This is a genomic window from Bacillaceae bacterium S4-13-56 (assembly GCA_040191315.1).
Lineage (GTDB): Bacteria > Bacillota > Bacilli > Bacillales > JAWJLM01 > JAWJLM01.
In genome coordinates, this window is sequence record JAWJLM010000017.1 from 32,073 (window position 1) to 56,347 (window position 24,275).

Consider the following 24,275-nt stretch of genomic DNA (forward strand, 5'->3'; position numbering starts at 1 on the left):
GTAAATAAAAGGGAATGTGGATTTGTGAAAACTATTTTTAGTATCAGGTCATAAATGCTGGTATTATTCATAGGATTTAGTATAATATAAAGAAAGCGTTTTCTATAAATTCACAGTGTAAAGGAGTAAATTATGCCTAGAATTGCATTTGTTACAGATAGTACGGCTTTTATATCTGAAGAACTGCGAAATCATCCTGATGTAATTGTGGTACCTATTATCATCATCTCCGAGGGACAGGAATATAAAGACGGGGTCGAACTCTCTTCAGACCAACTATATGAAATCATTCGTACGGATAAAAAAATACCCAAAACCTCGCAACCATCGATGGGTCAGTTTGCTGATCTCTATGAAATGCTGAAGGAGGATTACGACCAGGCCATTGCTATTCATATATCTAACAAACTAAGTGGCGCCGTTTCAAGTTCTAATTCAGGAAAAGATCACGCTGGATTTGATGTGGAAGTGATCGATTCTCTTTCTATTTCTTACGGAATGACCATTTTGCTTGAAAAAGGATTAAAACTAGCTGAACAAGGTGGGGATGCGAAAACAATCGCTGACGAACTGCGTGATGATATAAGTCACTTGAAGAATCTGGTTTTACTTGGAAGCTTGGAGCAGCTTTATAAGGGAGGTCGCATGTCCGGAGCACAATTTTTAGTAGGAAATATCCTTCAAATTAAGCCAATCTTAAATGTTAACTCGGAAGGGGAACTAGTACTTTATGAACGAATCCGTTCTGAGAAAAAGGCTGTGAGCAGGGTTATCGAGCTATTTAAGGAAGACTGTGAGAAAAACTCCGTTCAGAGTGCAGCTATCATGCACGGAAACGCACCCGAAAAAGCAGAGGAAATTAAATCAAAAATTCAAGCTGACTACCCTAATCTCGACCTTACTATAGGAGAAATCAGCTCATCCGTCGCGGTCCACGTAGGAGAAGGCACTGTCGCACTATTCTGGACCACCCGATAAAGCGGGAGCACTTGTGTTGGTGGGTGTGTTGGTGGGGACGGTTCTCACCAACACGCCAATTAATGGTAGATACCCTTCAAACCCGCATTATAACAGCATACCAATAAATGGAACTGTGTTGACAAGAACCGTCCCTACCAGCACACCAGCCTGTCTGGTGTCTTTTTATGTTAGTTTTTTCGATTATGAGCATGAGTAAATCATAAAGGAGGATTTTTCATGTTCATTAAACCTTGTACAGGTCGTTTAACTAGTGGTTACCGTACGAAAGAAAGACCGGATCATGCGGGTGTTGATTGGGCTGACAGTGGGGCTGTGCCTATTCTTTCTGCAGCAGATGGGGCAGTTTCGCTTTCTAGGCACATGGGCTCTTATGGAGAAGTTATCTTCTTGATCCACGATATTGATGGGGATATTTACGAGACCGTTTATGCGCATTTAAGCAAACGGAATGTCACGTATGGAAAGCGGATCTCAAAGGGTGAAAGAATTGGCTGGATGGGGAGCACAGGCAACTCAACGGGCCAACATCTCCATTTTGAAATTCACAAAGATCGATGGAATTCTCAGCGGACGGGCTCTGTTGACCCACTTCTTTATATTGGTGAAAAAAAGACCCATGGGGGATTGATTCAGACAGAAAGAACCTTGTTTCTGCCTTCGACTGCAAGCTCATGGCGGGTTTACGACCCTGAAGAGCTACCTATTAAAGGGAATCAAAAAGCGTTTCTGAATCCTGCGAAATTTGGAGGTCTAACCTATAAAATCCTAGATGAAACCGAACCGCATGTCTACCTTATCAAAACAAAAAACTTTGGACTTGTAAAAATATACGCCCACCCCTCAACAGGTGCCATTGTAAGATAGGGCGTGTTGGTGAGCGTGTTGGTGGGGACGGTTCTCGCCAACACGCCAATATAAGGGAAACCCTACCCAAACCCGCATGAACACAGCATCCCAAAAAATGGAACCGTGTTGATAAGAACCGTCCCTATCAACACCCATCAACATTATTTAATCTGCCCGTTGCCTCGGATGGTGTATTTGGTGGATGTTAGTGCTGTTAGTCCCATGGGTCCGCGGGCGTGGAGCTTTTGTGTGCTGATGCCGATTTCTGCACCAAAGCCAAACTCGAATCCGTCGGTGAAGCGGGTGGAGGCATTATGGTAAAGTGCTGCTGCATCTACCAATTTGAAAAATGTGCTTACACTCTCATCACTCTCACTAAGGATGGCCTCAGAATGCTTGGATCCGTATCTCTGAATATGCTGAATAGCCTCCTCCAAATTATCTACTACCTTCAACGCAACAGTTAAGTTCAAAAATTCTGTTTCCCAATCCTCTTCTGTAGCAACTGACAACCTAGGATCATACTCTCTAGCTCTTTCATCAGCTCGGATTTCAACCCCATGTACTAGCAACTTCTCAAGTAATTCACGTAAATGTATCTGAGCCCAGTTTCTATGAACTAGAATCGTTTCCGCTGCATTACAGACAGAAGGGCGTTGTGTTTTCGCATTCACAGCCACATTAATCGCCATCTGGGACTCTGCAGATTCATCAATATAAACATGACAATTTCCAACTCCTGTTTCTAAAACCGGAACCGAAGCATTCTCAACAACTGTCTTGATTAACCCTGCACCGCCTCTAGGAATTAGTACATCCAAGTATTCATTCAGCTTAAACATTTGCGATGCAGTGTCTCTACTTGTATCCTCCAACAATTGAACTGCCTCAACAGGCAATTCGCTTTTTTCAAGAGCTCGGTGAATCACTGCAACTAACGCTTTATTGGAATGGATTGCAGACGAACTTCCCCTCAAAAGAACCGCGTTCCCCGTTTTCAAACAAAGGCTTGAGGCATCTACGGTTACGTTTGGACGAGCTTCATAAATCATACCGATCACACCAAGTGGGACCCGGATTTTTTCAATATGAAGGCCATTCGGACGATCCCAATTTTCCAAGGTTTCTCCAACCGGATCCGAGAGAGACGCTACTTGTAGCACACCTTCTGCCATATCACGCAATCTTTCCTCCGCGAGTTTCAAACGGTCCAAAAGATTCTCGCTCATCCCTCGTGCTCGCCCTTCCTCCAGGTCCTTCTGATTTTCAGATAAGATAAAATTCATTTCCTCCAGCAATTGATCAGCTATCAATCTCAATGCCACATCTTTTTGTTCTGTAGAACAAATTCCAACCCTAACCGAAATTTCGCTTGCCCGACGCGCCTTCTCCAGTAACTCACTCACTTATGATCCTCTCCTTTGCTAACGTTACCCAATGATTGCGATGGATGACCTCTGTTCGTGCTGTTTGGGTATTCACTCTTACATCCGTGCTAGTAAGACCTTTAATTTCAGAAAGCTCCTCCAAAGAAAAATTCACTTTACCCTTGCCGATAAGCTCGGAGTTTTCATTGATTACTTCTACAACATCGCCGACCTTAAAATCACCTATAACTTTTCTCACACCTGCAGGTAATAAACTTTTTCCGCCAAAAATGAGAGCCTGTTCTGCTCCAGCATCGACAGTAATTCGTCCTGCCACAGGGGAGTGGAAACCGATCCACTGTTTATTACTTTTTAAAGATGGTAATGATGAAAAACCAATATAAGTACCGTCCCCGTTGCCTTCCAGTATTTCTAATAGCTTGTTTTCCCCTGATCCTTTTCCGATGAATACCTTTACTCCAAAAGAGAGGGCCATTTTTGCAGCCTCTATTTTGGATTTCATCCCGCCTGTGCCAACTTTACTAGTGGTTTCCCCGGCTTTGGACACCAATTCCTCGTTGATTTCTGTCAAAAAGTCTATTTTTTTTGCGGAAGGGTAGAGGTTGGGATTGGCATCATACAAGCCGTTGATGTCTGTTAGGATTATGAGCTTGTTGGCGTGGATGAAACCACTCACTAGGGCAGAGAGCATGTCGTTGTCACCGAACGTTAATTCATCAATAGCTATGGAATCATTTTCATTTATGATCGGAATGACTCCACGCTTCAGGAGCTCGTTTAGGGTGGAGTAGGCATTCTGATAGTTTTCTTTTTGAGAAAAGTCAAGGCGAGTAAGTAAAAGTTGTGCTGTGACGAGATTTTCTTTTTGAAATTGATCGGAATAGGCTTGCATGAGGAGGCATTGTCCAACAGCCGCTGCAGCTTGTTTTGCTGCAAGTGTAACTGGGCGGGTTTGATATCCAATGGCCGTGTATCCTGCTGCAACAGCTCCAGATGATATAATAATAACTTCATGTCCTGCTTTTTTTAATGCTGTTATGGCGGCGACGTGTTCTGTGATCTTATCGAGTGACAATCCCCCGTTATCATTCGTTAATGAGCTACTCCCAATTTTGACTACGATCCTTTGCTTTGCCATTTTGTATCCCTTCTCGCAAATTGATTTTGATTTTCGAAAAAAATAGTACAAAAAACTCCTTCACCCTTAGTAAAGGGCGAAGGAGTATGATCCGCGGTACCACCTTTTTTGGCGCATTCAATGGCCACCACATTCTTCAGAACCGTAAACGTTCATCAATGTGGCCACAAAGCACCAACTCATGTCCCCGTATCGTGGGGAAACGGCTAGCTTTCACTAACAGCTCCGGGAAAGGTTCTATCTGTCATCGGTGGCGAAGCCTCACAGCCCATGGACCCCACTCTCTGAACACATACACAAATATACTAACTCCCATCAAAGCCGACCCAATATATTAAAACATATTATATGACCCACCAACCCAAACGTCAAGACCAAGTTTGCCCGCTATTCTGGTGGTGTGCAGATAGGGACGGTTCTCGTCAACACGCTGCACTATTCATGGCAAGGTAGAAGTGGGGATATTACTCCCTGAAAATAAAACATTAAATTTTTTATCCCAGCTTGCTTCATGGTTGGCTGCCGGTTCATGCGGGATAATAGCTGATACTATAAAAAATCGTGTTTGACCTACACACAGACCTCCTGTTTTAAACAAAAAACAAGAGGATGCTTCGAATGAAAAACAGAAAACTGAAAGAGAACCACTTTTTTCCACATATCCAAATTTCCAATTTATTGGTTATTTATATACTTTATGCCGTTCTCATCCCCGGGAATACGTTTACTTCTATTATATCTAGGAGCAGGTACAAAAGACACAGTGCCGCCGAAACTACAAAAGCGGCTGACAGAGGGCCGAAGCTATGCTAGAAAATAGACAACCAATAGAAAGGTAAACACATTAAATTAGAAAAACTGCCAAGCCGAATTTTATAACGGCGAGGCAGCTCTTATTGTTTTTTTCTGTCTTCTTCTTCTAAGTATTTCTGTTTCTCAATTTCATATTCTTCCCATATTTCATCAAGGCTCATGTTAAGGACATCTGCTAGTTTAGCTATCGTTAGAAATTGAGGTTGTTCAATTTTCCCCCTTTCGAATTTCCCGTAATGAGGGTAATCAACATCGGCTTGTTCTGCTACATATTCTTGAGTCCATTTCTTATCTTTTTTCTGATAGTCTTTTCTTTTTTTTCGTATAATTCTTCCAATTATGATTCCAATAGATTTATCTTCCAACGCTATTCTTCCTTTTTTGCCCATTATCTAATGCATAAAAAGAAAGAAACACGTTTTAGAACACTCTTTTAACGTTTTTCTCGTATTTTTTGTACTATCAGCTTTTAATAACTTTGGTCGAGTGATGGTACATGAAAAAATTGGGCATTCGATATCGGGACTTGGCGATAAGCCAAGTTTTTATAAAAACTGCCACAGAAATCCTTTGTTTTTCAATTTGTTTTGTAAGACAAGCAATAGGGAGTCTCATATGGAGAGAGTTAGGTCCGGAATGGGTGTCGCTTGTCGAACAAGGTCGAAAAAATAATTCGATAGTTCTAATTTCCCGAGTGAATAGAATGATTTTTTAGAAAATTAAGAATAATAGGTTTTATTTTAAAATTCTTCGTGTATAGTAATACGTATCATAATTCTGGGAGGGATTTTATGAAAAGGAGTTTCAAGAAGATTTTTCCTATTACTCTAGCACTCTCGTTAATGATTGGTGGAATGAGTTTTCCGGCAGTAGGAGGAGCAGAAGGAATCCAGGATGGGGTACATAAAAAAGTATCCTGGGATAGCAAAAAGGGAATTCCGGATTTTGTAATAGGAAAGCTCTCCGATAAAAAGGTGGCGAGTAAAAGTCAGGCCGTACGATTTTTAGAGGAAAACAAAAGTCTTTTTAAAATTGGTGCCGGTGAATTCCGTGTGAAGTCTGAAAGTACAGATGAACTTGGAATGACTCATTTTCGGGCGGAGATGACCGTGGATGGAATTCCGGTCTATGGTACGGATTTATATGTACACGTGGATGCAAATGGTGATGTTTATGCTGTAAACGGTCAGGCGGAGCCAAGGTTACAAAATAAAAAGTGGAACCAGAAAGTGAAGTTGACTGGTAATGAAGCTCTTGCAAAAGCAGAAGAGTACTTAGATCTGCCCTCTTCAATGGAATATACAGCAAAAGATTCAAGCCTCTATTTATATAAGAATGATAAAAAGTGGCAACCAGCGTATTTGGTAGAATTGGCTTTTCTAGAACCCCATGCTGCACGACAATTTACATTTGTTAGTGCGGAAGATGGGTCTATACTAGAATCATATGATGCTCTAGCAGACGCTACATCTACAGGTACAGGGGTGACATTGGACGGTACAACTGTACAGCTTAATACATTTGAATCTGGTGGAACCTATTATTTACAAGACACAACGAAGCCTATGAGTGGAGTTATTGAAACGTATACGGCAAATAATAGAACGAGACTTCCAGGGAGCATAGTTAGTGATTCTAATAATGTTTTTGATAGCTCTGTCCAAGCAGCTGCTGTTGATGCCCATGTGAATGCAGGAATCACATATGATTACTATTATGAAACTTTTAATCGTAATAGCTATGATAACAATGGTGCATCCTTAATCTCGACTGTTCATTATGATCGATATTACAACAATGCATTCTGGAATGGAACACAAATGGTTTATGGGGATGGCGACGGTTCGACGTTCAGTCCGTTATCTGGTGCGTTAGATGTTATTGCCCATGAGCTAACTCATGCAGTGACTGAGGAAACTGCTAATTTAGTTTATCAAAATCAACCTGGTGCCTTAAATGAATCTATGTCTGATGTATTTGGGATGATTGTTGAAGCTTACAATGGGGATACTGATTGGCTAATGGGAGAGGATGTTTATACACCAGGTGTAGAAGGAGATGCATTGCGTAGTCTTTCTAACCCTGAGCTTTATGATCAGCCTGCCCATATGGATCACTATTATGTAACTTCTGATGATAATGGTGGGGTCCATACCAATAGTGGGATTCCAAATAAGGCGTTCTATAATATCGCAACTTCAATTGGTTTGGATGCTTCTGCAGAAATATACTATCGAGCATTAACCACCTATTTGACTTCTCAATCGGATTTTACAGATGCTAGGAATGGACTTCTCCAAGCAGCTACTGATTTATATGGAGAAGGTAGCGTGGAGTATAATGCGGTCAATAATGGCTTTTTAGCCGTAGGTATTGACGGATCTAGTAGTGGAGGGAATGAAACTCCTGATTCTGATACCTTTGAACCTAATAATTCCTTTAACGAAGCTTACGGTCCGTTAGTTAGTGGAACAACCTATGGATCTTATATTTCTACTTCCACAGATTCTGATTTTTATATGTTTGAAGCGGAGATTGGGCAATCCATTTCTGTAGAATTAGGTAACTTGCCTGGAGACTATGACCTCTACCTATATGACTCCAATCGTTCATTGGTTGGCGCATCTGAAAATGCCTGGAGCAGAAATGAATTGATCTCGCACTCAGCTGGACAAACGGGAACCTACTACGTTGAAGTTGTAGGATGGAATGGAGCCATGAGCACCACCACGCCATACCATCTAACAGTTACCATCGAGACAAATACTAAAGGCAGCAAAGGAAACAGAAAGAGCAATTAGGTGTGTTGGTAGGGACGGTTCTTTTAGGGAAAAACCAAAAGTTTTGCATGCAAAGAAGCCCAGCGGCATTAGCTGTCTGTTGGGCTTCTTTTTTAAAAGATAAAGTATAAAATTTGTCTAGCTCTAGCGAAAAAGCTTCCTCGAGTAATCTTCGAAGTTTTTGCCCAGAGTAATCGCACGAAGGAAGGCTACTTAGACCTTCTTCGCAGAAACAAGTACTTTTCTTATTTCGAGGGGCGCTTGCGCTTTTCACATAATAGTCTAAATGTAAAAAATATTCATACAATTAATTGACCCTAGAACTTCTAGGTGGTAAAATATTACTTAATGAAAACGGTTACAAGTTATGAATCTAGGTAATCAAGTGAGGAACCAGAGCAGTTTAAGTAGGGCCCCATATATATTAAGGGTTGGCTTTGCTGGGGGAGAAGGCGAACCATCTAGTGTGATTTTTCAGTACTACTATTACATTTTAATTCATATTGAATAGTAATAGGTCATATTTTTGCATAGAAAATTAACAGAGTATTCAATCATCTTAGGTGCTCACCTGATTATTGGTAACAACCCTGTACAATATAATTCACAAGAAAGGAAGAGGAAGATGACAGCGAACTATATGAAAGAAGAGCATGAACTGTTTCGACAATCTTTTCGTAAATTTTTAGAAAAAGAAGCGGTACCTTATTTTGATAAGTGGGAAAAAGAACGGCTTATTCCTCGAGAACTATGGACGAAAATGGGGGAGAATGGTTTTCTATGTCCATGGATAGACGAAGCGTATGGCGGATTGAACGCTGATTTTGGATACTCGGTTGTTTTAAATGAAGAACTAGAGCGCGTAGGTACAGGGTTAGTGGGAATTGGATTACATAATGATATTGTGGTTCCTTATCTGAATTCCTATGGTTCACCGGAACAAAAGGAGAGGTGGCTGCCAAAGTGTATTAGCGGGGAAGCAATTACTGCTATAGCGATGACAGAACCAGGGGCTGGTTCCGATTTGGCAGGGATTAAAACTACTGCGATCAAAAAGGGAGATTATTATATTTTAAACGGTCAAAAAACATTTATTACAAATGGGGTTCATGCTGATTTAATCGTTGTAGTATGTAAAACGGATCCAAATGCAAGTCCTCCCCATAAAGGGATTAGTCTATTAGTAGTTGAACGAAATACACCAGGTTTCTCATTAGGCAGGAAGTTAGACAAAATAGGTCTACATTCACAAGATACTGCCGAATTATTTTTTGAAGATGCCAAGATACCGGTTGGAAATCTACTTGGGGAGGAAGGGAACGGTTTTTATTATTTGATGGAGAAGCTTCAGCAGGAGCGGCTAACGGTTGCCATTGCAGCCCAAGTTGCTGCAGAAGAGATGCTAAGGATGACGATGGAGTACGTGAAGGAACGAGAAGCATTTGGTCAAAAAATTTCTAAGTTTCAAAATACCCAGTTCAAGCTTGTTGAAGTGGCAACCGAAATTCAAATTGGTAGGACATTTGTTGATGATGTCATTGACCGGCATATGAATGGGGAAGAAATTGTTAAGGAGGTTTCCATGGCGAAATGGTGGGTTACCGACATGGCTAGGCGTACAGCCACAACCTGTATGCAACTCCACGGTGGTTATGGTTATATGGAGGAATATCCAATTGCAAGGAGGTATCGGGATATTCCAGTTGCCTCTATCTATGCAGGCTCCAATGAAATTATGAAAAATATTATTGCTAAAAAAATGGGCTTGTAAGAAATTTTCAGCTTAAAAGGGGAGAGGCCATGCTTAAAGGGATTCGAATTATTGATTTTACGCAATACTTACCTGGTCCATTTTCAACATTAAGACTTGCGGACTTAGGAGCTGAAGTCATCAAAGTGGAACCGCTTCATGGAGACCCAGCTCGAGAAATGGGAACAAATGAAAGTGATTTTCTATTTTCTGTTAATAATCGAAACAAGAAAAGTATTGCGATAAATGTAAAGGAGAAAGTAGGGCAGCAATTAGCTCGTGAATTAATTGAACAAGGAGATGTTGTAATCGAAAGCTTTCGTCCAGGTGTGATGAAAAGACTCGGATTAGACTATACGAGTTTGAAAAAGTATAAGGAAAACTTAATCTATTTATCTCTCACTGGATTTGGACAAGATGGTAGTCTTTCGCAATTAGGGAGTCACGATTTAAATTATTTGGCGTTAAGTGGTGTGTTAAATCAATTTCAAGAGGAAGATGGACCTCCCACACATCCAACGATCACGTTGGCTGATTTAATTGGAGGAATGGCTGCTAGTGAAGCAATCCTTGGAGCACTATTACAGCGAGAACGAACGGGTAAAGGTACCTATATTGATTTAGCTATATTAGATGTTTTGCTGGGGATGATTGGAAATCATGCTGCGATTTCACATCTTACTGGTCATCGTCACGGGTTGCCTGTACTTGATAGCTCTATGGTGAATTATCATCTTTACGAAACAAAAGATCATCGTTACATGAGTTTAGGAGCATTAGAGTTTAAGTTTTGGCGAAATTTTTGTTTAGCTGTGGAGTGTCCAGAGTGGGTGGAAGCGTATCCTAGTAAATTAAAAATCTCAAATTCTATCTATGAACAGGTTAAGCAACTATTTCTAACACGTACCCAAGAAGAATGGATAAGGCTTGGGGAAGCACACGACTGTTGTTTATTTCCAGTACTTGATGTGGAGGAAGCTGTATCTAGTACTTATGTAAAGCAACGAGAATTAATGCAATTAGTAGGGAATACTCCTTTTCTATTCACGCAAACCTATTTCAATTCGTCAGTGAGGCCTTCCGATGCTTCTGTGCATTTAGGGGAGCATACAGAGGAAATTTTAACGCATTTGCTTCATAAACAGAAAGGGGAGATAAGGGAGTGGTGTGACCAAGGAATTGTATTAGCATGGAACAAAATTCCGTAACTGAATTTTTTAAACTTTTAGTGTGAGGAGATTTTTGGATACAAGGTAAATGATTCATGAAAAAGTAGAAAGGTGGAATTGATGTGATTTTAGCTGATCAGAAGCAGATTGAAAGTTATACAACTAAAGGCTACTGGGGTACAAAGACATTGTTAGATTTTTTTAATGAGAATGTGGAAAAACATCCAGAACGAACAGCAATAGTAGATCCCCTCAATCGTAAAGACTTAACAGGAACAGAGGCGGAGCGAATTACTTTTCATCAATTGGATCAAGCGGTGGATGCGGTGGCTACTGGATTAATAAAGAGGGGGCTAAAGCCTGATGATGTTGTCGTTGTACAGCTACCAAACACGTGGGAGTTGGCGATGCTTTATTTGGCCATTTCTAAAGCAGGTGGACTAATTTCGCCAGTTCCTCTCCAATGGCGCAGTAAAGAGTTAAAGTATGTTTGTTCCATAACGGAAGCCAAATTTTGTATTACAATAGAAGATTTTAAAGGCTTTAAGCACGGCGAGATGATGCGTGAGATTATGAATGAAGCATCTTACATCCAAGAGGTAATCCTGCTAGAAAGATTGCAAGAGTTACTAAACACACCGGTTGACGATTCCTTATTAGGCCAAGTAAAAGTTGATGCTAACGATAGTTTCACACTTTGCTGGACGTCGGGCACGGAATCGGACCCTAAAGGATGCCCGTTAAGTCATAACAATTGGATTTTTCAATGTCGAATGGAAATTGAAGCGACGGATATACAAGAAGGGGACGTCTTATTTACTGCTGGTCCACTAATTAATATGGCATCTGTTGGTACTACCTATATCCCTTGGATTATGACAGGAGGGACCTTTGTCCTGCATCATCCCTTTGACCCTCAAATATTTATTCAACAAATGATCACAGAAAAAGTTAACTACACGCTCCTTGTTCCTGCAATCGCTAACATAATCGTGAAGCACCCACAAGTTGATCAATTTGATTTAAGTAATGTACGTGCTATTACTCTTGGTTCAGCACCACCATCCCTGTTTACCATTAAAGAATTTAAACGACGCTGGGGAATTGAAATTGGTAACATATGGGGGCAAAATGAAGGTACTGCCATCGTCTCTGGGCCAAAAGATATTCCGGATATCGAGAAGCGAGTTGATAATCTCCCTCAATTCGGTAAGCCTGGTGTTAAATGGAGTGTTAATGTGGAGGGAATTGAATCTAAAATAGTTTCTGTTGATACAGGTGAAATAGTAACAGAGGTAGGAGAGGTTGGCGAGTTTGCATATAAAGGGCCAAATGTGATGCCTGGTTATTTTAGGCGTCCAGATCTAAACGTCAAAGCTTTTGATGAAGAAGGATATTTTTATACAGGAGATCTTTTTGAAATAAAGGAAGGAGATACAATCGGCTTTTTTGATAGAAAAAAAGATATCATTATTCGAGGAGGCTACAATATTAGTGCACAGGAGGTGGAAAACTGCCTATTAGCTCATCCAAAAATAGTAGATGTTGCCGCAGTCGGTTATGTAGATGAAGTGATGGGGGAACGAGTTTGTATATATGTGGTGCCACAAAAGGATGCTGATGTCACTTTAGAAGAGCTTAAAGATTTCATAAAAGATCAGGGTTTAGCTATTTATAAAAGTCCAGAGCGGATGGAAATAGTAGAGAGTATTCCTCGTAATCCTGTCGGAAAAATTCTAAAGGCGTCACTAAGGCAAGACTTGAAACAGCGCTCAGGTGTTTAAAGAAAGACGTCTGTTATCGTAAAGATAGTTGTTTTAAAATGTTTGATCTTAGGGGAATCGAACGAACAGAATAAATTTGTCAGGAATGCGAAAATAGTCAAAGTGAAAGAAGTTATGTTCATAACTTAAGAGGAATGGAGGAGATAATTTATGATGAGTGGAGCGCTTACCTTAAATAAAATGGTAGAACGTGCTGAAAAACTTTTTCCAAAGAAGCAAATTATTTCAAGAACATCCACAGGGATTTTTCGCTATGGATATAAAGAAATGGGGGAGAGGACGAGGCGTTTATCAAGTGCACTCCAACAGTTAGGCGTACAAAAAGGAGATAAAATAGGAACTCTAGCTTGGAATGATCATCGACACCTGGAAGCTTATTTTGGGATTCCGAGTATGGGAGCAGTCCTTCATACGATTAATATTCGTTTATCAACAGAGCATATCTCTTATATTATCAATCATGCAGAAGATAAGGTGTTACTGGTTGACCAAGAGTTTTTACCATTGATTGAAGCCATTAAAGAGAAGTTGAAAACGGTAGAAGCGATTATTGTGTTAACGGACCATCATCAATTACCAGATTCCGATCTTTCCCCTCTCTATTCTTATGAAAAATTGTTAGAAGGTGGGGATGCAAACTTTCAATTCCCAGAAGATTTAGATGAAAATGATCCAGCTGGAATGTGCTATACCTCTGCAACAACGGGTTTACCCAAAGGGGTCGTCTATACTCACCGTGGTATTTCGCTTCATAGTATGGCGTTAGGATTAGCAGATTCTGCCGCAGTTTCTGAGTCTGATGTCTGCATGCCTGTTGTGCCGATGTTTCACGCCAATGCATGGGGAATGCCTTTTGCGTCCACTTGGTTTGGATCCACTCAAGTACTTCCTGGTCCACGATTTACACCAGAGATATTAGCCGAACTCATACAAAGTGAAAAAGTGACGTTAACAGCTGGCGTTCCAACAATATGGTTAGGACTATTGAATGAACTAGAAAGTAAGAATGGGGCTTATGATACGAGTTCACTACGAGCTGTTCTCTGTGGCGGTTCAGCTGCACCGCTCGGAATGATCAAGGCCTTCGAAACAAAATATGGTATTCCATTTATTCACGCTTATGGTATGACGGAAACAACCCCTCTTGTTACGTTGTCCCGCTTGAAGAGCTATCAAATGGATTTGCCTGAAGAGGAAAAGCTTGCTAGTAGAGCAAAGCAAGGTTATGTAGTTCCTGGTCTAGAGTTAAAGGTAATTAACGAAAAAGGTGAAGCAGAATGGAATGGAGAAGACATGGGGGAACTGTTAGTCCGTGGCCCGTGGATAGCAGACGAATATTATCGGGATGATCGTACAAAAGAAGCAATGAGAGATGGCTGGCTCTATACGGGAGATATTGTCACTATTGATTCAGAAGGTGTAATAAAAATTGCAGATAGGACAAAGGATCTCGTGAAAAGTGGTGGGGAATGGATTTCTACCATAGATTTGGAAAATGCATTGATGGCCCATGATGCTGTTTTTGAAGCTGCGGTAGTTGGTGTACCACATCCAGAGTGGCAGGAACGACCTGTTGCAACAGTAGTTTTAAAGCCCGGCGCATCCGCTAATAAAGAGGAATTAATAGCTCATTTAACATCGCAATTTCCTAAGTGGTGGCTTCCTGATGATATTCTGTTTGTAGACGAAATTCCAAAAACATCGGTAGGGAAATTTTTGAAAGCCAACTTACGAGAAAAGTTAAGGGATCATTTAACTGTATAAAATTAAGCAAAGCGCAAGCGCCCTTCAAAACAAGAAAATCGCTTGTTTCTGCGAAGTACCTCTAAGTAGCTTTCCTGACTCGGGGCAAAAACTTCGAAGATCACTCGATGAAACTTTTCCGTTGGAGCAAGACAATTTTTTTACTTTCTTATCTTGTTAGAAAAACTAGGCTTTTCGCCAAGTGTTAATGGAGAAAGCCTAGTTTTTTTCATGTACTATCAACCGACTAAAAGTTAAAAAGTAAAACTTCAATCAGTGGGGCGCGGCCTCTGATTGAAGTTTTACTTTATTTTGGCTGCATCCGAATTGCTCCATCTAGCCGAATAACCTCTCCATTTAGCATTGGATTTTCCAGAATGCTTTGAGCTAGCTTAGCGTACTCACTAGGATACCCTAGGCGGGAAGGAAATGGGATCATCGCCCCAAGAGATTCACGAGCTTTTTCCGGAAGTTGTCCTAAAAGAGGTGTTTCAAATAAGCCGGGTGCAATGGTCATCACTCGAATTCCATGTTGTGCCAAATCTCGTGCGATAGGCAGGGTCATGCTAACGATTCCACCTTTTGAAGCACTGTATGCTGCTTGCCCTATTTGCCCTTCAAAGGCAGCAATGGATGCAGTATTGATAATGACGCCTCTTTCCCCTTCCTCATTGGCTTCGTTAACAGCCATTTTCTCAGCAGCTAAACGAATTACATTGAAGGTCCCAATCAAATTAACTTGAATGACTTTTTGAAAAGTGGCAAGATCATGAGCTCCTTTTTTGCTTAGGGTTTTTTGTGCAACCCCGATTCCTGCGCAGTTAATTGCAAAATGAAGTCCGCCCCATTTTTCTAAAGCTATATTCATTGCATGGAGGACACTATCTTCATCTGTAACGTCTGTCTGGACAAAATGAGCATGATCCCCAAGCTCGTTTGCCAAAGCTGTTCCTTTTTCTTCTTGAACATCAGCAATAATAACTTTTGTACCACTTGAGACTAGTTGGCGTGCAGTAGCTTCCCCTAATCCAGAGGCGCCACCTGTGATCAACCCAATATGATTTTTTAGATGCAAAAAAATTCCTCCTCTTATTTCAAATTAGATGGTGTAACTTTTTGTGTAACTTTAAAATATATGAGAAGCAGAGCGGGGAAAATTCCGTAAAATAACAATCAGCGAAATTTAGAAAACCCCACTCATAGGAGCTTCTCAATATTTGAATCTGTCATCTATATCTATCTATTAAAATCTTAATCTTCTAGTCGCTCAATTATCGTTGCATTGGCCATGCCGTGTCCTTCGCACATAGTTTGGAGACCATAACGTCCTCCTGTTCTCTCTAATTCATGAATTAAAGTGGTCATAAGCTTTGCCCCACTCGCCCCTAGAGGATGCCCTAATGCGATAGCTCCTCCATTTGGATTTAATTTGTTGGGATCAGCTCCTGTTTCCTTTAGCCATGCTAATGGGACGGGCGCAAAGGCTTCGTTTACTTCAAACAAATCGATATCGTCTATAGATAAACCGGCTTTTTTGAGTACTTTCTCCGTGGCTGGAATTGGCCCAGTAAGCATGAGGGTAGGATCAGAACCGACAACGGATCTAGCAACTACACGAAATCGAGCTTTTAGTCCTAGTTCCTGAGCTTTTTCCTTGGACATCAAAAGAATGGCTGCTGACCCATCACTTATTTGACTGGAATTACCTGCATGAATCATGCCATCTTCTTTAAAGGCGGGCTTTAAATTATTAAGTGCTTCTACTGTAGTATTGCGCCTTGGTCCTTCATCTGCATAAAGAGTTTCTTTATTCCCATCAGGGAGAGTCACTTTTACCGGAAAAATTTCACGGGTGAATCGACCTTCATCTTGAGCTTTGATGGCACGTTGATGACTTTCATAAGAATATTCGTCTAATTCTCTTCTTGTTAGTCCCCATTTTTTAGCGATTCGTTCTGCAGATAGACCTTGGTTAATCATTTCATATTTATTGGTGAGTTGATCACTGAATGAAGCGCCATTCATATTTGAGCCAATTGGAATACGAGACATGTTTTCGATTCCAGCTGCAATGACCACATCCATATCTCCACTTAAAATTGCTTGGGACGCAAAATGAACAGCTTGTTGACTTGATCCACATTGGCGATCGATCGTCGTTCCTGGTACTTCCATCGGAAATCCTGCGATTAAGGAAGCAACACGACCGATGTCTGCAGCTTGTTCTCCAATTTGCGATACGCACCCCATAATAACGTCTTCCACAAGATCAGGTGTAATTCCAGCCCTTTTCACTAGCTCTTGTAACGTTAAAGCAGCTAGATCATCAGGACGAATATGACTTAACATACCGTTACGCCTGCCAACCGGTGTTCGAACAGCTTCTACGATTACCACTTCTCTCATTTACTTTCTCCCTTCTAACCTTTTTTTGAAAGCCCTTACACTAACTGTCTCTATTATAGCAAAGTTTGGGATTTCTCTCTATATTTTTTGGGAAGGCTTATCACTAATTTTTGATACACCAGATGTAAGCGCGGGAAGCGGATTATTACCTCGTTTGGTTACGTTGCTTGGATTTTATCCTGCATGAATGGGCAGCCAACCATGAAGCAAGCTTCACCAACAAGGATGACAAATTTAATGTCTTATTTTCATGGGAGTAATCCCCCTCAAGTGAAATGAGAAGAGTAAGTGGGGGATGAACTGCCCGTAAAAGTCCGATTGGGTCAAGAGCCTTCAGGTCATACCCTTGGTGTTAATAATGGTTGGGGATTTTCTTCATCCCCAACCATTATTAGTTGAACCAATCAAAACCGCGGCATTGTGGGCCTGCGGTTACTCGGCCCACCGAAATGATTCGCAACGCTCACGTGACCCACATCCTCGAAAAATCTCGCTTTTTCGTTCGTGTGTAGAAGCTCATGGTAGCATTCTCTGTTATGTGGGCCTCATCGCCTTACGTCGATGACCACAACAAAAGCTTCTTAGAATTTACTTCACAGAAACAAGTGATTTTCTTGTTTCGAAGGGCGCTTGCGCTTTTCTTATTCACTATTTTTCTTTGTTTTTTTATATATTCTGTATCCAATAAGGGCGGCTGCAGCAATTAAAATAATAACAGGTAAGTTTCCAATGAAGAACACGATTAAACCAGATCCGAATGCGAGAAGTCCGTTAATACTGTTCATGAATTGTTGCTGGGTTTTCTCCCAAGTATTTAATTCTTCGTTCTTTACGCTTGGGATATTGACTCTGTTTTCTTGGATATTTATCGTAATGGTGGCCAGGTCAGAGCGATTTTGTAGGTATTTCATTCTTCCTGTGATTTGTTCAATTTCTTCCTGTACTTTCGCAAGATCATTTGAGATCTTTAGTAAGTCTTCTGTTTTTTCAGCTTTTTGCATAAAAGATAAAAGGCGCTCTTCCACTATCTTTTTCGATTTTAGTCGAGATTCAAGGTCAACGTATTCTTCGGTTACATCGTCGCTGTCTACGTGCTTCTCAATTAGTTTCCATCCTCCGTTTTCAACTATTGCCAGAAATTCATCAAATTTCTCCACTGGAATTCTCGCTTTGATTCTTCCCTCTTTAAGGGAATCCTCTCCGCCTCCGTAGATTTGAGATTCGACCATGTAGCCCCCTACTTTATCAATTTCAGATTGAATGTCATTTTCAGCTTTGGCAAAATCGTTTACTTCAATCCTTACATTTGCTTCATAGATGATTTTTCTGTTTGAATCCTGTGCTGAGAGGTTAGAATCAGTATTCGCACTTCCATTTTCTTTTTCGGCTTGCTCAGCTTCGCCACCGTCCATACCTTTGCTACCAGTGTTCTCTTCTGATTCATTGTATGCAACATCTCTATTAGCAGCATCATTGCCAGCAGATTCGTTAGTATCTTCACTACTACAAGCCACAAGAAAAGTAATCAGAACTATTAAAATACCTAAAAACCACTTTTTCAATCGAACCACCCTTTCCTGTCTTTGCCATGTAGACGAAACCAATTGCTGATTCGTTTCAAAACGTCTAACAAAATCATTCCAATCAAGACTTTTTGTTATTAGATTGTTTTTTAGTATAATGGTGGGAAATCAATAGTCTGTTGTTTTCTAAGTGGTTTTTTGGTTGAGTGGTTCAAGACTTTTACTGAATTAGGGGTGCATTATGACAGAGTTTACAGGATACATAGGAACATATACGAAAGAAAAAAGTAAAGGGGTTTATAAATTTACACTTGACACGGAGAAACAGAGGATTACAGAGGTAACTCTTGCAGCCGAGTTGGATAATCCTACATATCTTACACTGGGTAATCACGGGGATTTTCTCTATTCTGTTGCTAAGGAGGGGGACAGTGGAGGCATTGTTGCTTTTTCTATTGGAGAAAAAGGGAATCTTATCAAATTAAATGACCAAATGATGCCAGGTTCACCTCCATGCCATTTAAGTATCAGTAATGATAGCCACAACATTTTAACTGCGAATTACCATACCACGGTAATCGCTTCTTATCTGACAAATGAAGATGGGTCCTTGCAAACACCAGAAGAGATAATTAAACATGAAGGTTTCGGCCCGCATGAGAGGCAAGAAAAGCCCCACCTACATTTTGCGGGTTTTTCTCCAGATGAAAAATATGCCGTTGTCGTGGACTTAGGAAGTGACCGCATCATTACTTATGAAGTAAATGGGGGAAAACTTCAGCGGAAAAATGTTTTCCAAACAAGTCCTGGTTCAGGACCTCGGCATATAGTCTTTCATCCCAATGGGAATTTTGCTTACGTGATGACCGAGCTTAGTTCAGAAGTTCTTGTTTTTGAATACAATCAGATGGATGGCAGATTTAACGAGATTCAGGCCATACCTACGATTCCCAACGATTTTAACGAAGTCAATGATGGAAGTGCTATCCAGATCAGTTCAGACGGAAATTTCATATACGCAGGAAACAGAGGGCATAACAGCATTGCCGTATTTAAAGTAGATGAAGAAAGTGGCTTCTTAAACTTTGTTGAGTGGACATCAACAGAAGGGGACTGGCCGCGAGATTTCTCGCTTGATCCATCCGAAGAATTTCTTGTGGCAAGCAACCAAAAATCAAATAGTCTAACACTCTTCCAACGAGACAAAACAAAAGGATCACTAACATTATTACAATCAGATGTTTATGTACCAGAACCTGTCTGTGTGAAATTTAGATAGTGGGTTAGTAGGGACGGTTCTCACCTGCACGGTACTTTGCAATATAGTACCGTGTTGCCAAGAACCGTCCCTACCAACACACCAAACAAGGGGGTATTTTTAAATGGAAATTGGGATAAGTACATTTGTTGAGACGACTCCAGATGTGAAGACTGGTGAGGTGAAGAGTCATTCTGAGCGGATCCGTGAGGTGGTTGAGGAAATTGTGTTAGCGGATAAAGTGGGTCTTGATGTGTTTGGGGTAGGGGAGCATCATAGAAAGGATTATGCGGCTAGTTCCCCAGCAACCCTCCTGGCAGCTGCAGCACCTCAAACGGAAAATATTCGTCTGACAAGCGCAGTTACAGTTTTGTCGTCAGCGGATCCAGTTCGAGTTTTTCAAGAGTTTTCAACACTCGATGCTGTATCGAATGGTCGAGCTGAGATTATGGCTGGACGTGGATCTTTCATAGAATCCTTCCCGCTATTTGGTTATGACCTTCAGGACTATGACGAGCTTTTTGAAGAAAAATTAGACCTTTTGCTCAAAATTCGGGAATCTGAAAGAGTTACCTGGCAGGGGAAACATCGCCCAGCCATTAACAATTTAGGAGTGTACCCCCGTCCAGTACAAAATCCTCTACCTGTCTGGATTGGGAGCGGAGGGAACCCAGAGTCTGTAGCTCGTGCGGGGACCCTCGGACTACCATTAGTACTTGCTATCATTGGAGGCCAACCGACTCAGTTTGCGCCACTTGTAAAACTTTATAAAAGAGCAGCGGAACAAGCGGGTCATGATCCATCCAAACTTACGGTTGCCTCCCATTCTCATGGGTTTATTGCCGAAAACAAAGAGGATGCGGCTGATAAATTTTTCCCTTCCACACAATATGCTATGAATGTTATTGGTAGGGAACGTGGTTGGGGGTATTATGACCGTTCTACTTTTGATGCTATGCGCAGCTTCGAGGGGGCTTTATATGTAGGAGATCCTCAAACAGTTGCAGATAAAATTATTCATTTAAGAAAAAATGTAGGAGTTGAGCGTTTCATGCTCCACGTTCCGGTTGGTTCAATGCCCCATGATCAAATCTTGAGAGCCATTGAATTGTTAGGAACAGAAGTAGCTCCTCGAGTGAAAAAGGAAATAAAAAGATTGGAATCCGAGGCTGAATAAGTCTTGGATTTATCGGTCTTATGCGAGAAGACTCCTTCCTCAATCACGACAGTGTTTAGGCGGGAGTTGAATCGCATATTTTTTTTTGCGCGTGCCCCCATATTAAAAAAATCACAACCTTTTTCAATAACCTTTTTCAAGTTGGAAAATTGAGCAAAAATTAAAATAAAAACTTCTAGTATTTCATTAAATTTCATGCAATGTGTAAGTGTAAAATCTTGTATGTTTTTTCAAAAAGTGCGCTTATTTTTCATTTTCAATAGGCGTATATGGTAAAATAGAACTAATCATGAGAAAAATGTGATATTTTATCAAAAATAGTGTGTCGAACATCTTTTATGAAAAAATTAGGGGAAATCATTTGTGAATAGGCTGGGGGCTCTAGACATGAATAAACGATTCTTGTTACTGGGAATTGGGCTTTTTGTTAGCTTGTTTTATTTATTGATATGGATTTTCTGGGATAATTATCAAGTGAGGGCAACCGGAACTTCTTTATTTTATACTTTAGGGGGACTAGCCAGCCTTTTATTGTTATGGAACGGGTATCGAAAACATAAAAATAAAATTTGGATCTTTTTAGGATTTGGCATTAGTTTATTTATCATTGGTAGTGTAATTTGGTTTATATCAATAACTAAACAGGGTAATGCATCTTTCCCTGACCTATCCAATCTTCTTTGGACCATAGGGTATGTTTTTTTTGCTTTGGGACTTATCCAAGAAATGAGAAAGATGGGTCACCGTCAGTTTACTAATGATCTTCTATATAATATTGGAATTTTTATTATAGTTAGTGCAAGTACTAGTTATTACTTTTTAATCAAACCTATTCTAGAACTATTAGACAATAACTGGACTGCAGCTTACTTATCATTGGTGTATTCTATGCTGAGCTTAAGTATATTCCTGCTGATTATCACTAATTTTTACTTGATACAGAATAAAAAGGGCGCACAAGTCTACTATTGGTTGAACACAGCTTTTTTCATTCAGGTTTCAGCAGATTCTATATTTATTTTTCAGTCCTTACTAGAAACGTATGAATTAGCAGGCTTTCTTGATCCATTATGGATTTTATCCATTCTATTGATTGGTTTCTCCAGTCAGTTCTCTGAAAAGGATTCAATTAAAAGTCACCTCCATTTTGGAGAAGCGCTAAAAAATCGGAGGAATTTGTTTCCATATATAGCCGTTTTTATTCTTCTTCTCTTAGCTATGCAAGTTTATGAATTGGACTTTAATTCTCTAAGTATAGGACTGGTTACTGTTTTTCTTCTGCTTATAAGTAGGCAGGTTTTCATTTTGCGAAAAAATGAAAAAATAATGGATGAATATATCTATTTAGCCTTTCATGATCCGTTAACAGGACTGAAAAATAGAAGCAGTTTTACGCAAGATTTAGCAAATATCACGCGTTCTGCTAATCAGAAAAGTGAAACGTTTGGTCTTCTCTTAATTGATTTAGATCGATTTAAAAATGTTAATGATAATTTAGGGCATCATTCAGGAGACATTTTACTCAAGGAAGCGACTTCTCGATTGTGTGCAATTATTGAAAAAGATAGGATTTATCGATTAGGTGGAGATGAATTCGTCATTTTACTGCCTAATGCCGACCAACAGAAATGTATTGAATGTGCCCAATTGATCCTTAATAGATTTAATCAATCCTTCTTTATTTCAAATCATGAAATTTTAATAACTGCAAGTATTGGAGTTAGCTTTTTTCCTCTAGATGGTGAAAATGGGGATGCTTTATTAAAAAATGCTGATGCTGCGATGTATTTAGCTAAAGAGAAAGGAAAAAATGCCTTCCAACTTTTTTCTTTAGAGTTAAATGAAAAGCAAACGAGAAAAATGAATATAGAAATTGAGTTAGGTAAGGCTTTATCAAATCACCAACTAAGGATTCACTATCAGCCCCAGTATAATCTTCAGGATGGCAGTATTGTAGGGATGGAGGCTTTATTGAGATGGGAACATCCGGTTTTAGGGTCGATTTCACCAGCTGAATTTATTCCGATTGCTGAGGAAACTGGACAAATTGTTTCCATTGGAGAATGGGTTTTGAGGGAAGCCTGTTCGCAATTGATGAAATGGAACGGAACTTTTTCAATTTCAGTCAATGTCTCTGCTCGTCAGCTTCATAATAATAGATTTGTCCACGTTGTAAAAAGAGTTTTGGAAGATACGGGTTTAAACCCTAAATTGCTTGATTTAGAAATTACAGAATCGATTCTTCAAAATAAAGAGGAATCAGCAAAAGTATTAAGAGAATTGCGGGAATTTGGGGTAAGCACTTCATTAGATGATTTTGGCACGGGATACTCCTCTTTATCTATTTTAAAAGATCTCCCCATAAATACTATTAAGATGGATAAAAGTTTTATTACTGATCTGTCTAATCAAACGAATCTATCCATGCTCAAAACGATCATAGCTATTGGGACCAACTTGAATCTCAGGGTCATTGCCGAAGGGATAGAGAACGAAGATCAAATACACATTCTAACCCAAAATCAATGTCAAATTGGTCAAGGCTTTCTGTTAGCTAGACCAGCCCCGCCTGATGAAATAGACGTGTTGATGGGGACGGTTCTTGTCAGCACTAGCAACACTGATAAAAGATAAAGACCTCTTTCCACGAGGTCTTTATCTTTTATTTATAATCTAGTAGCACTGAAAAGACTCAATCCGGTCTAAGTCAATGCCGTAATATACCCACATGAATCCAGTCCAACGATAACCTGCTATAGATCGACGGCCTACATATGTCGGGTAAAACCAGAATGCTCGTCTGCCTCTCTCTAACCACACATAGGTAAATTTAAACAAGCATCTCCGTATGGCACCAGGATCTACTGCATAAAGTTGCACTTGACCTTGTGGCTGGCTTTGAGGCACAAATGAAGGTGGTGGAGTCGTTGGAGGTTGTCCTTGACCTTGCCCACCAGGTGAGGGTCCGCTTGGTGGCAATCCAGGTGGATTAAATGGTGGGTTTCCTAGGAATCCTCCTCCTGGAAATTCAGGGAACTCTGGAAATTCAGGGAACCCTCCTTGATTGCCAGGCAACCCTTGAAAATTGCCCCAACCCGGAAAATTTGTAACTCGGCCATAATGATCCGTAAAATCTCCATAATCCTCAAAAGAATTACCAGTTGGCGCACTCAGATTATTCCCGTTGAACAATGGGTAATAAGAAAACGGACTGTGCAATATTTCTCCTCCTCATTCTTTTCTAAGACCTTTCCCTGAAATAGGAAGGTGCTCATTTTAATGTATGGCTAATAGCCTAACGGGGTGATAGTTAAAGACCATCTTACAATGCCCTTTCAACATACTGTTTTTAGTATCTAGTATTTATCCTGCCTCAACCGTCAGCCAACCAAGAAGCAAGCTTCACCAACAAGAATGAAAAATTTAATGTTTTATTTTCATGGGAGCAATACCCCCCACATCAAGTCTTAAGGGAAACGCAAAGAGTAGGTGGGGGATAAACTGCCCGAAAATGTCCGA

At 40.3% G+C, this 24,275-nt stretch carries 17 protein-coding genes; 10 read left to right on the forward strand and 7 right to left on the reverse strand.

The window, feature by feature from the left end:
- Window positions 1–132 precede the first annotated feature (132 nt).
- Window positions 133–978, forward strand: coding sequence for a DegV family protein (locus RZN25_06915; GenBank protein ID MEQ6376558.1), 846 nt, complete (start codon window positions 133–135; stop codon window positions 976–978).
- 219 nt (window positions 979–1,197) lie between these two features.
- On the forward strand, window positions 1,198–1,845 hold the full coding sequence (locus tag RZN25_06920) for a M23 family metallopeptidase (protein ID MEQ6376559.1): 648 nt from the start codon (window positions 1,198–1,200) through the stop codon (window positions 1,843–1,845).
- Between the two features lie 143 nt (window positions 1,846–1,988).
- Here the strand turns inward: RZN25_06920 and RZN25_06925 are convergent, their stop codons facing one another.
- The 3 genes from RZN25_06925 to RZN25_06935 all read right to left on the reverse strand — a co-directional run bounded on the left by RZN25_06925 (window position 1,989) and on the right by RZN25_06935 (window position 5,531).
- Window positions 1,989–3,233 (reverse strand): glutamate-5-semialdehyde dehydrogenase, encoded by a 1,245-nt coding sequence (locus RZN25_06925; protein ID MEQ6376560.1) that lies wholly within the window; start codon window positions 3,231–3,233, stop codon window positions 1,989–1,991.
- A complete protein-coding gene (gene proB, locus RZN25_06930; GenBank protein ID MEQ6376561.1) occupies window positions 3,226–4,353 on the reverse strand; it encodes a glutamate 5-kinase in 1,128 nt (375 codons plus the stop codon). The genes RZN25_06925 and proB overlap by 8 nt, the downstream gene beginning before the upstream one ends.
- 893 nt (window positions 4,354–5,246) lie before the next feature.
- Window positions 5,247–5,531 carry a helix-turn-helix transcriptional regulator gene (locus RZN25_06935; protein MEQ6376562.1) on the reverse strand — a complete coding sequence of 95 codons (285 nt, stop codon included), beginning with the start codon at window positions 5,529–5,531 and terminating at the stop codon, window positions 5,247–5,249.
- A 426-nt stretch (window positions 5,532–5,957) separates the two neighbouring features.
- Between RZN25_06935 and RZN25_06940 the strand changes: the two genes are divergently transcribed.
- From RZN25_06940 to RZN25_06960, 5 genes are all read left to right on the forward strand, one after another.
- Window positions 5,958–7,967, forward strand: coding sequence for a M4 family metallopeptidase (locus RZN25_06940; GenBank protein ID MEQ6376563.1), 2,010 nt, complete (start codon window positions 5,958–5,960; stop codon window positions 7,965–7,967).
- Between the two features lie 604 nt (window positions 7,968–8,571).
- A complete protein-coding gene (locus RZN25_06945) occupies window positions 8,572–9,717 on the forward strand; it encodes an acyl-CoA dehydrogenase family protein (GenBank protein MEQ6376564.1) in 1,146 nt (381 codons plus the stop codon).
- A 29-nt stretch (window positions 9,718–9,746) separates the two neighbouring features.
- A complete protein-coding gene (locus RZN25_06950) occupies window positions 9,747–10,904 on the forward strand; it encodes a CaiB/BaiF CoA-transferase family protein (protein ID MEQ6376565.1) in 1,158 nt (385 codons plus the stop codon).
- An 83-nt stretch (window positions 10,905–10,987) separates the two neighbouring features.
- The gene (locus tag RZN25_06955) at window positions 10,988–12,649 is read left to right on the forward strand and encodes a class I adenylate-forming enzyme family protein (protein ID MEQ6376566.1); all 1,662 of its coding nucleotides are present in this window, start codon (window positions 10,988–10,990) and stop codon (window positions 12,647–12,649) included.
- 150 nt (window positions 12,650–12,799) lie between these two features.
- The gene (locus RZN25_06960; GenBank protein MEQ6376567.1) at window positions 12,800–14,413 is read left to right on the forward strand and encodes a long-chain fatty acid--CoA ligase; all 1,614 of its coding nucleotides are present in this window, start codon (window positions 12,800–12,802) and stop codon (window positions 14,411–14,413) included.
- A gap of 286 nt (window positions 14,414–14,699) precedes the next feature.
- Here RZN25_06960 and RZN25_06965 read toward each other — a convergent pair whose 3' ends face one another.
- The 3 genes from RZN25_06965 to RZN25_06975 form a co-directional block, all read right to left on the reverse strand.
- Window positions 14,700–15,467, reverse strand: coding sequence for a 3-hydroxyacyl-CoA dehydrogenase (locus RZN25_06965; protein MEQ6376568.1), 768 nt, complete (start codon window positions 15,465–15,467; stop codon window positions 14,700–14,702).
- 176 nt (window positions 15,468–15,643) lie between these two features.
- The gene (locus tag RZN25_06970; protein MEQ6376569.1) at window positions 15,644–16,798 is read right to left on the reverse strand and encodes a thiolase family protein; all 1,155 of its coding nucleotides are present in this window, start codon (window positions 16,796–16,798) and stop codon (window positions 15,644–15,646) included.
- 641 nt (window positions 16,799–17,439) lie between these two features.
- Window positions 17,440–18,360 carry a DUF4349 domain-containing protein gene (locus RZN25_06975; protein MEQ6376570.1) on the reverse strand — a complete coding sequence of 307 codons (921 nt, stop codon included), beginning with the start codon at window positions 18,358–18,360 and terminating at the stop codon, window positions 17,440–17,442.
- 202 nt (window positions 18,361–18,562) lie between these two features.
- Here RZN25_06975 and RZN25_06980 point away from each other — a divergent pair, with 202 nt between their 5' ends.
- From RZN25_06980 to RZN25_06990, 3 genes are all read left to right on the forward strand, one after another.
- Window positions 18,563–19,600 (forward strand): lactonase family protein, encoded by a 1,038-nt coding sequence (locus tag RZN25_06980; GenBank protein MEQ6376571.1) that lies wholly within the window; start codon window positions 18,563–18,565, stop codon window positions 19,598–19,600.
- Window positions 19,601–19,703: 103 nt separating this feature from the next.
- Window positions 19,704–20,756: an LLM class flavin-dependent oxidoreductase gene (locus RZN25_06985; protein ID MEQ6376572.1), complete on the forward strand. Its 1,053-nt coding sequence runs from the start codon at window positions 19,704–19,706 to the stop codon at window positions 20,754–20,756.
- A 387-nt stretch (window positions 20,757–21,143) separates the two neighbouring features.
- Window positions 21,144–23,390 carry an EAL domain-containing protein gene (locus RZN25_06990; GenBank protein ID MEQ6376573.1) on the forward strand — a complete coding sequence of 749 codons (2,247 nt, stop codon included), beginning with the start codon at window positions 21,144–21,146 and terminating at the stop codon, window positions 23,388–23,390.
- A gap of 39 nt (window positions 23,391–23,429) precedes the next feature.
- Here the strand turns inward: RZN25_06990 and RZN25_06995 are convergent, their stop codons facing one another.
- Window positions 23,430–23,831 (reverse strand): collagen-like protein, encoded by a 402-nt coding sequence (locus RZN25_06995; GenBank protein MEQ6376574.1) that lies wholly within the window; start codon window positions 23,829–23,831, stop codon window positions 23,430–23,432.
- Between the last annotated feature and the right edge of the window lie 444 nt (window positions 23,832–24,275).

What these genes read in the sequence shown, in the direction of transcription:
- RZN25_06915 (MEQ6376558.1), top strand. Translation starts at nt 133, where the DNA reads ATGCCTAGAATTGCATTTGTTACAGATAGTACGGCTTTTATATCTGAA.
- RZN25_06920 (MEQ6376559.1), top strand. Translation starts at nt 1,198, where the DNA reads ATGTTCATTAAACCTTGTACAGGTCGTTTAACTAGTGGTTACCGTACG.
- proB (MEQ6376561.1), bottom strand. Translation starts at nt 4,353, where the DNA reads ATGGCAAAGCAAAGGATCGTAGTCAAAATTGGGAGTAGCTCATTAACG.
- RZN25_06940 (MEQ6376563.1), top strand. Translation starts at nt 5,958, where the DNA reads ATGAAAAGGAGTTTCAAGAAGATTTTTCCTATTACTCTAGCACTCTCG.
- RZN25_06945 (MEQ6376564.1), top strand. Translation starts at nt 8,572, where the DNA reads ATGACAGCGAACTATATGAAAGAAGAGCATGAACTGTTTCGACAATCT.
- RZN25_06950 (MEQ6376565.1), top strand. Translation starts at nt 9,747, where the DNA reads ATGCTTAAAGGGATTCGAATTATTGATTTTACGCAATACTTACCTGGT.
- RZN25_06960 (MEQ6376567.1), top strand. Translation starts at nt 12,800, where the DNA reads ATGATGAGTGGAGCGCTTACCTTAAATAAAATGGTAGAACGTGCTGAA.
- RZN25_06970 (MEQ6376569.1), bottom strand. Translation starts at nt 16,798, where the DNA reads ATGAGAGAAGTGGTAATCGTAGAAGCTGTTCGAACACCGGTTGGCAGG.
- RZN25_06980 (MEQ6376571.1), top strand. Translation starts at nt 18,563, where the DNA reads ATGACAGAGTTTACAGGATACATAGGAACATATACGAAAGAAAAAAGT.
- RZN25_06985 (MEQ6376572.1), top strand. Translation starts at nt 19,704, where the DNA reads ATGGAAATTGGGATAAGTACATTTGTTGAGACGACTCCAGATGTGAAG.
- RZN25_06990 (MEQ6376573.1), top strand. Translation starts at nt 21,144, where the DNA reads ATGAATAAACGATTCTTGTTACTGGGAATTGGGCTTTTTGTTAGCTTG.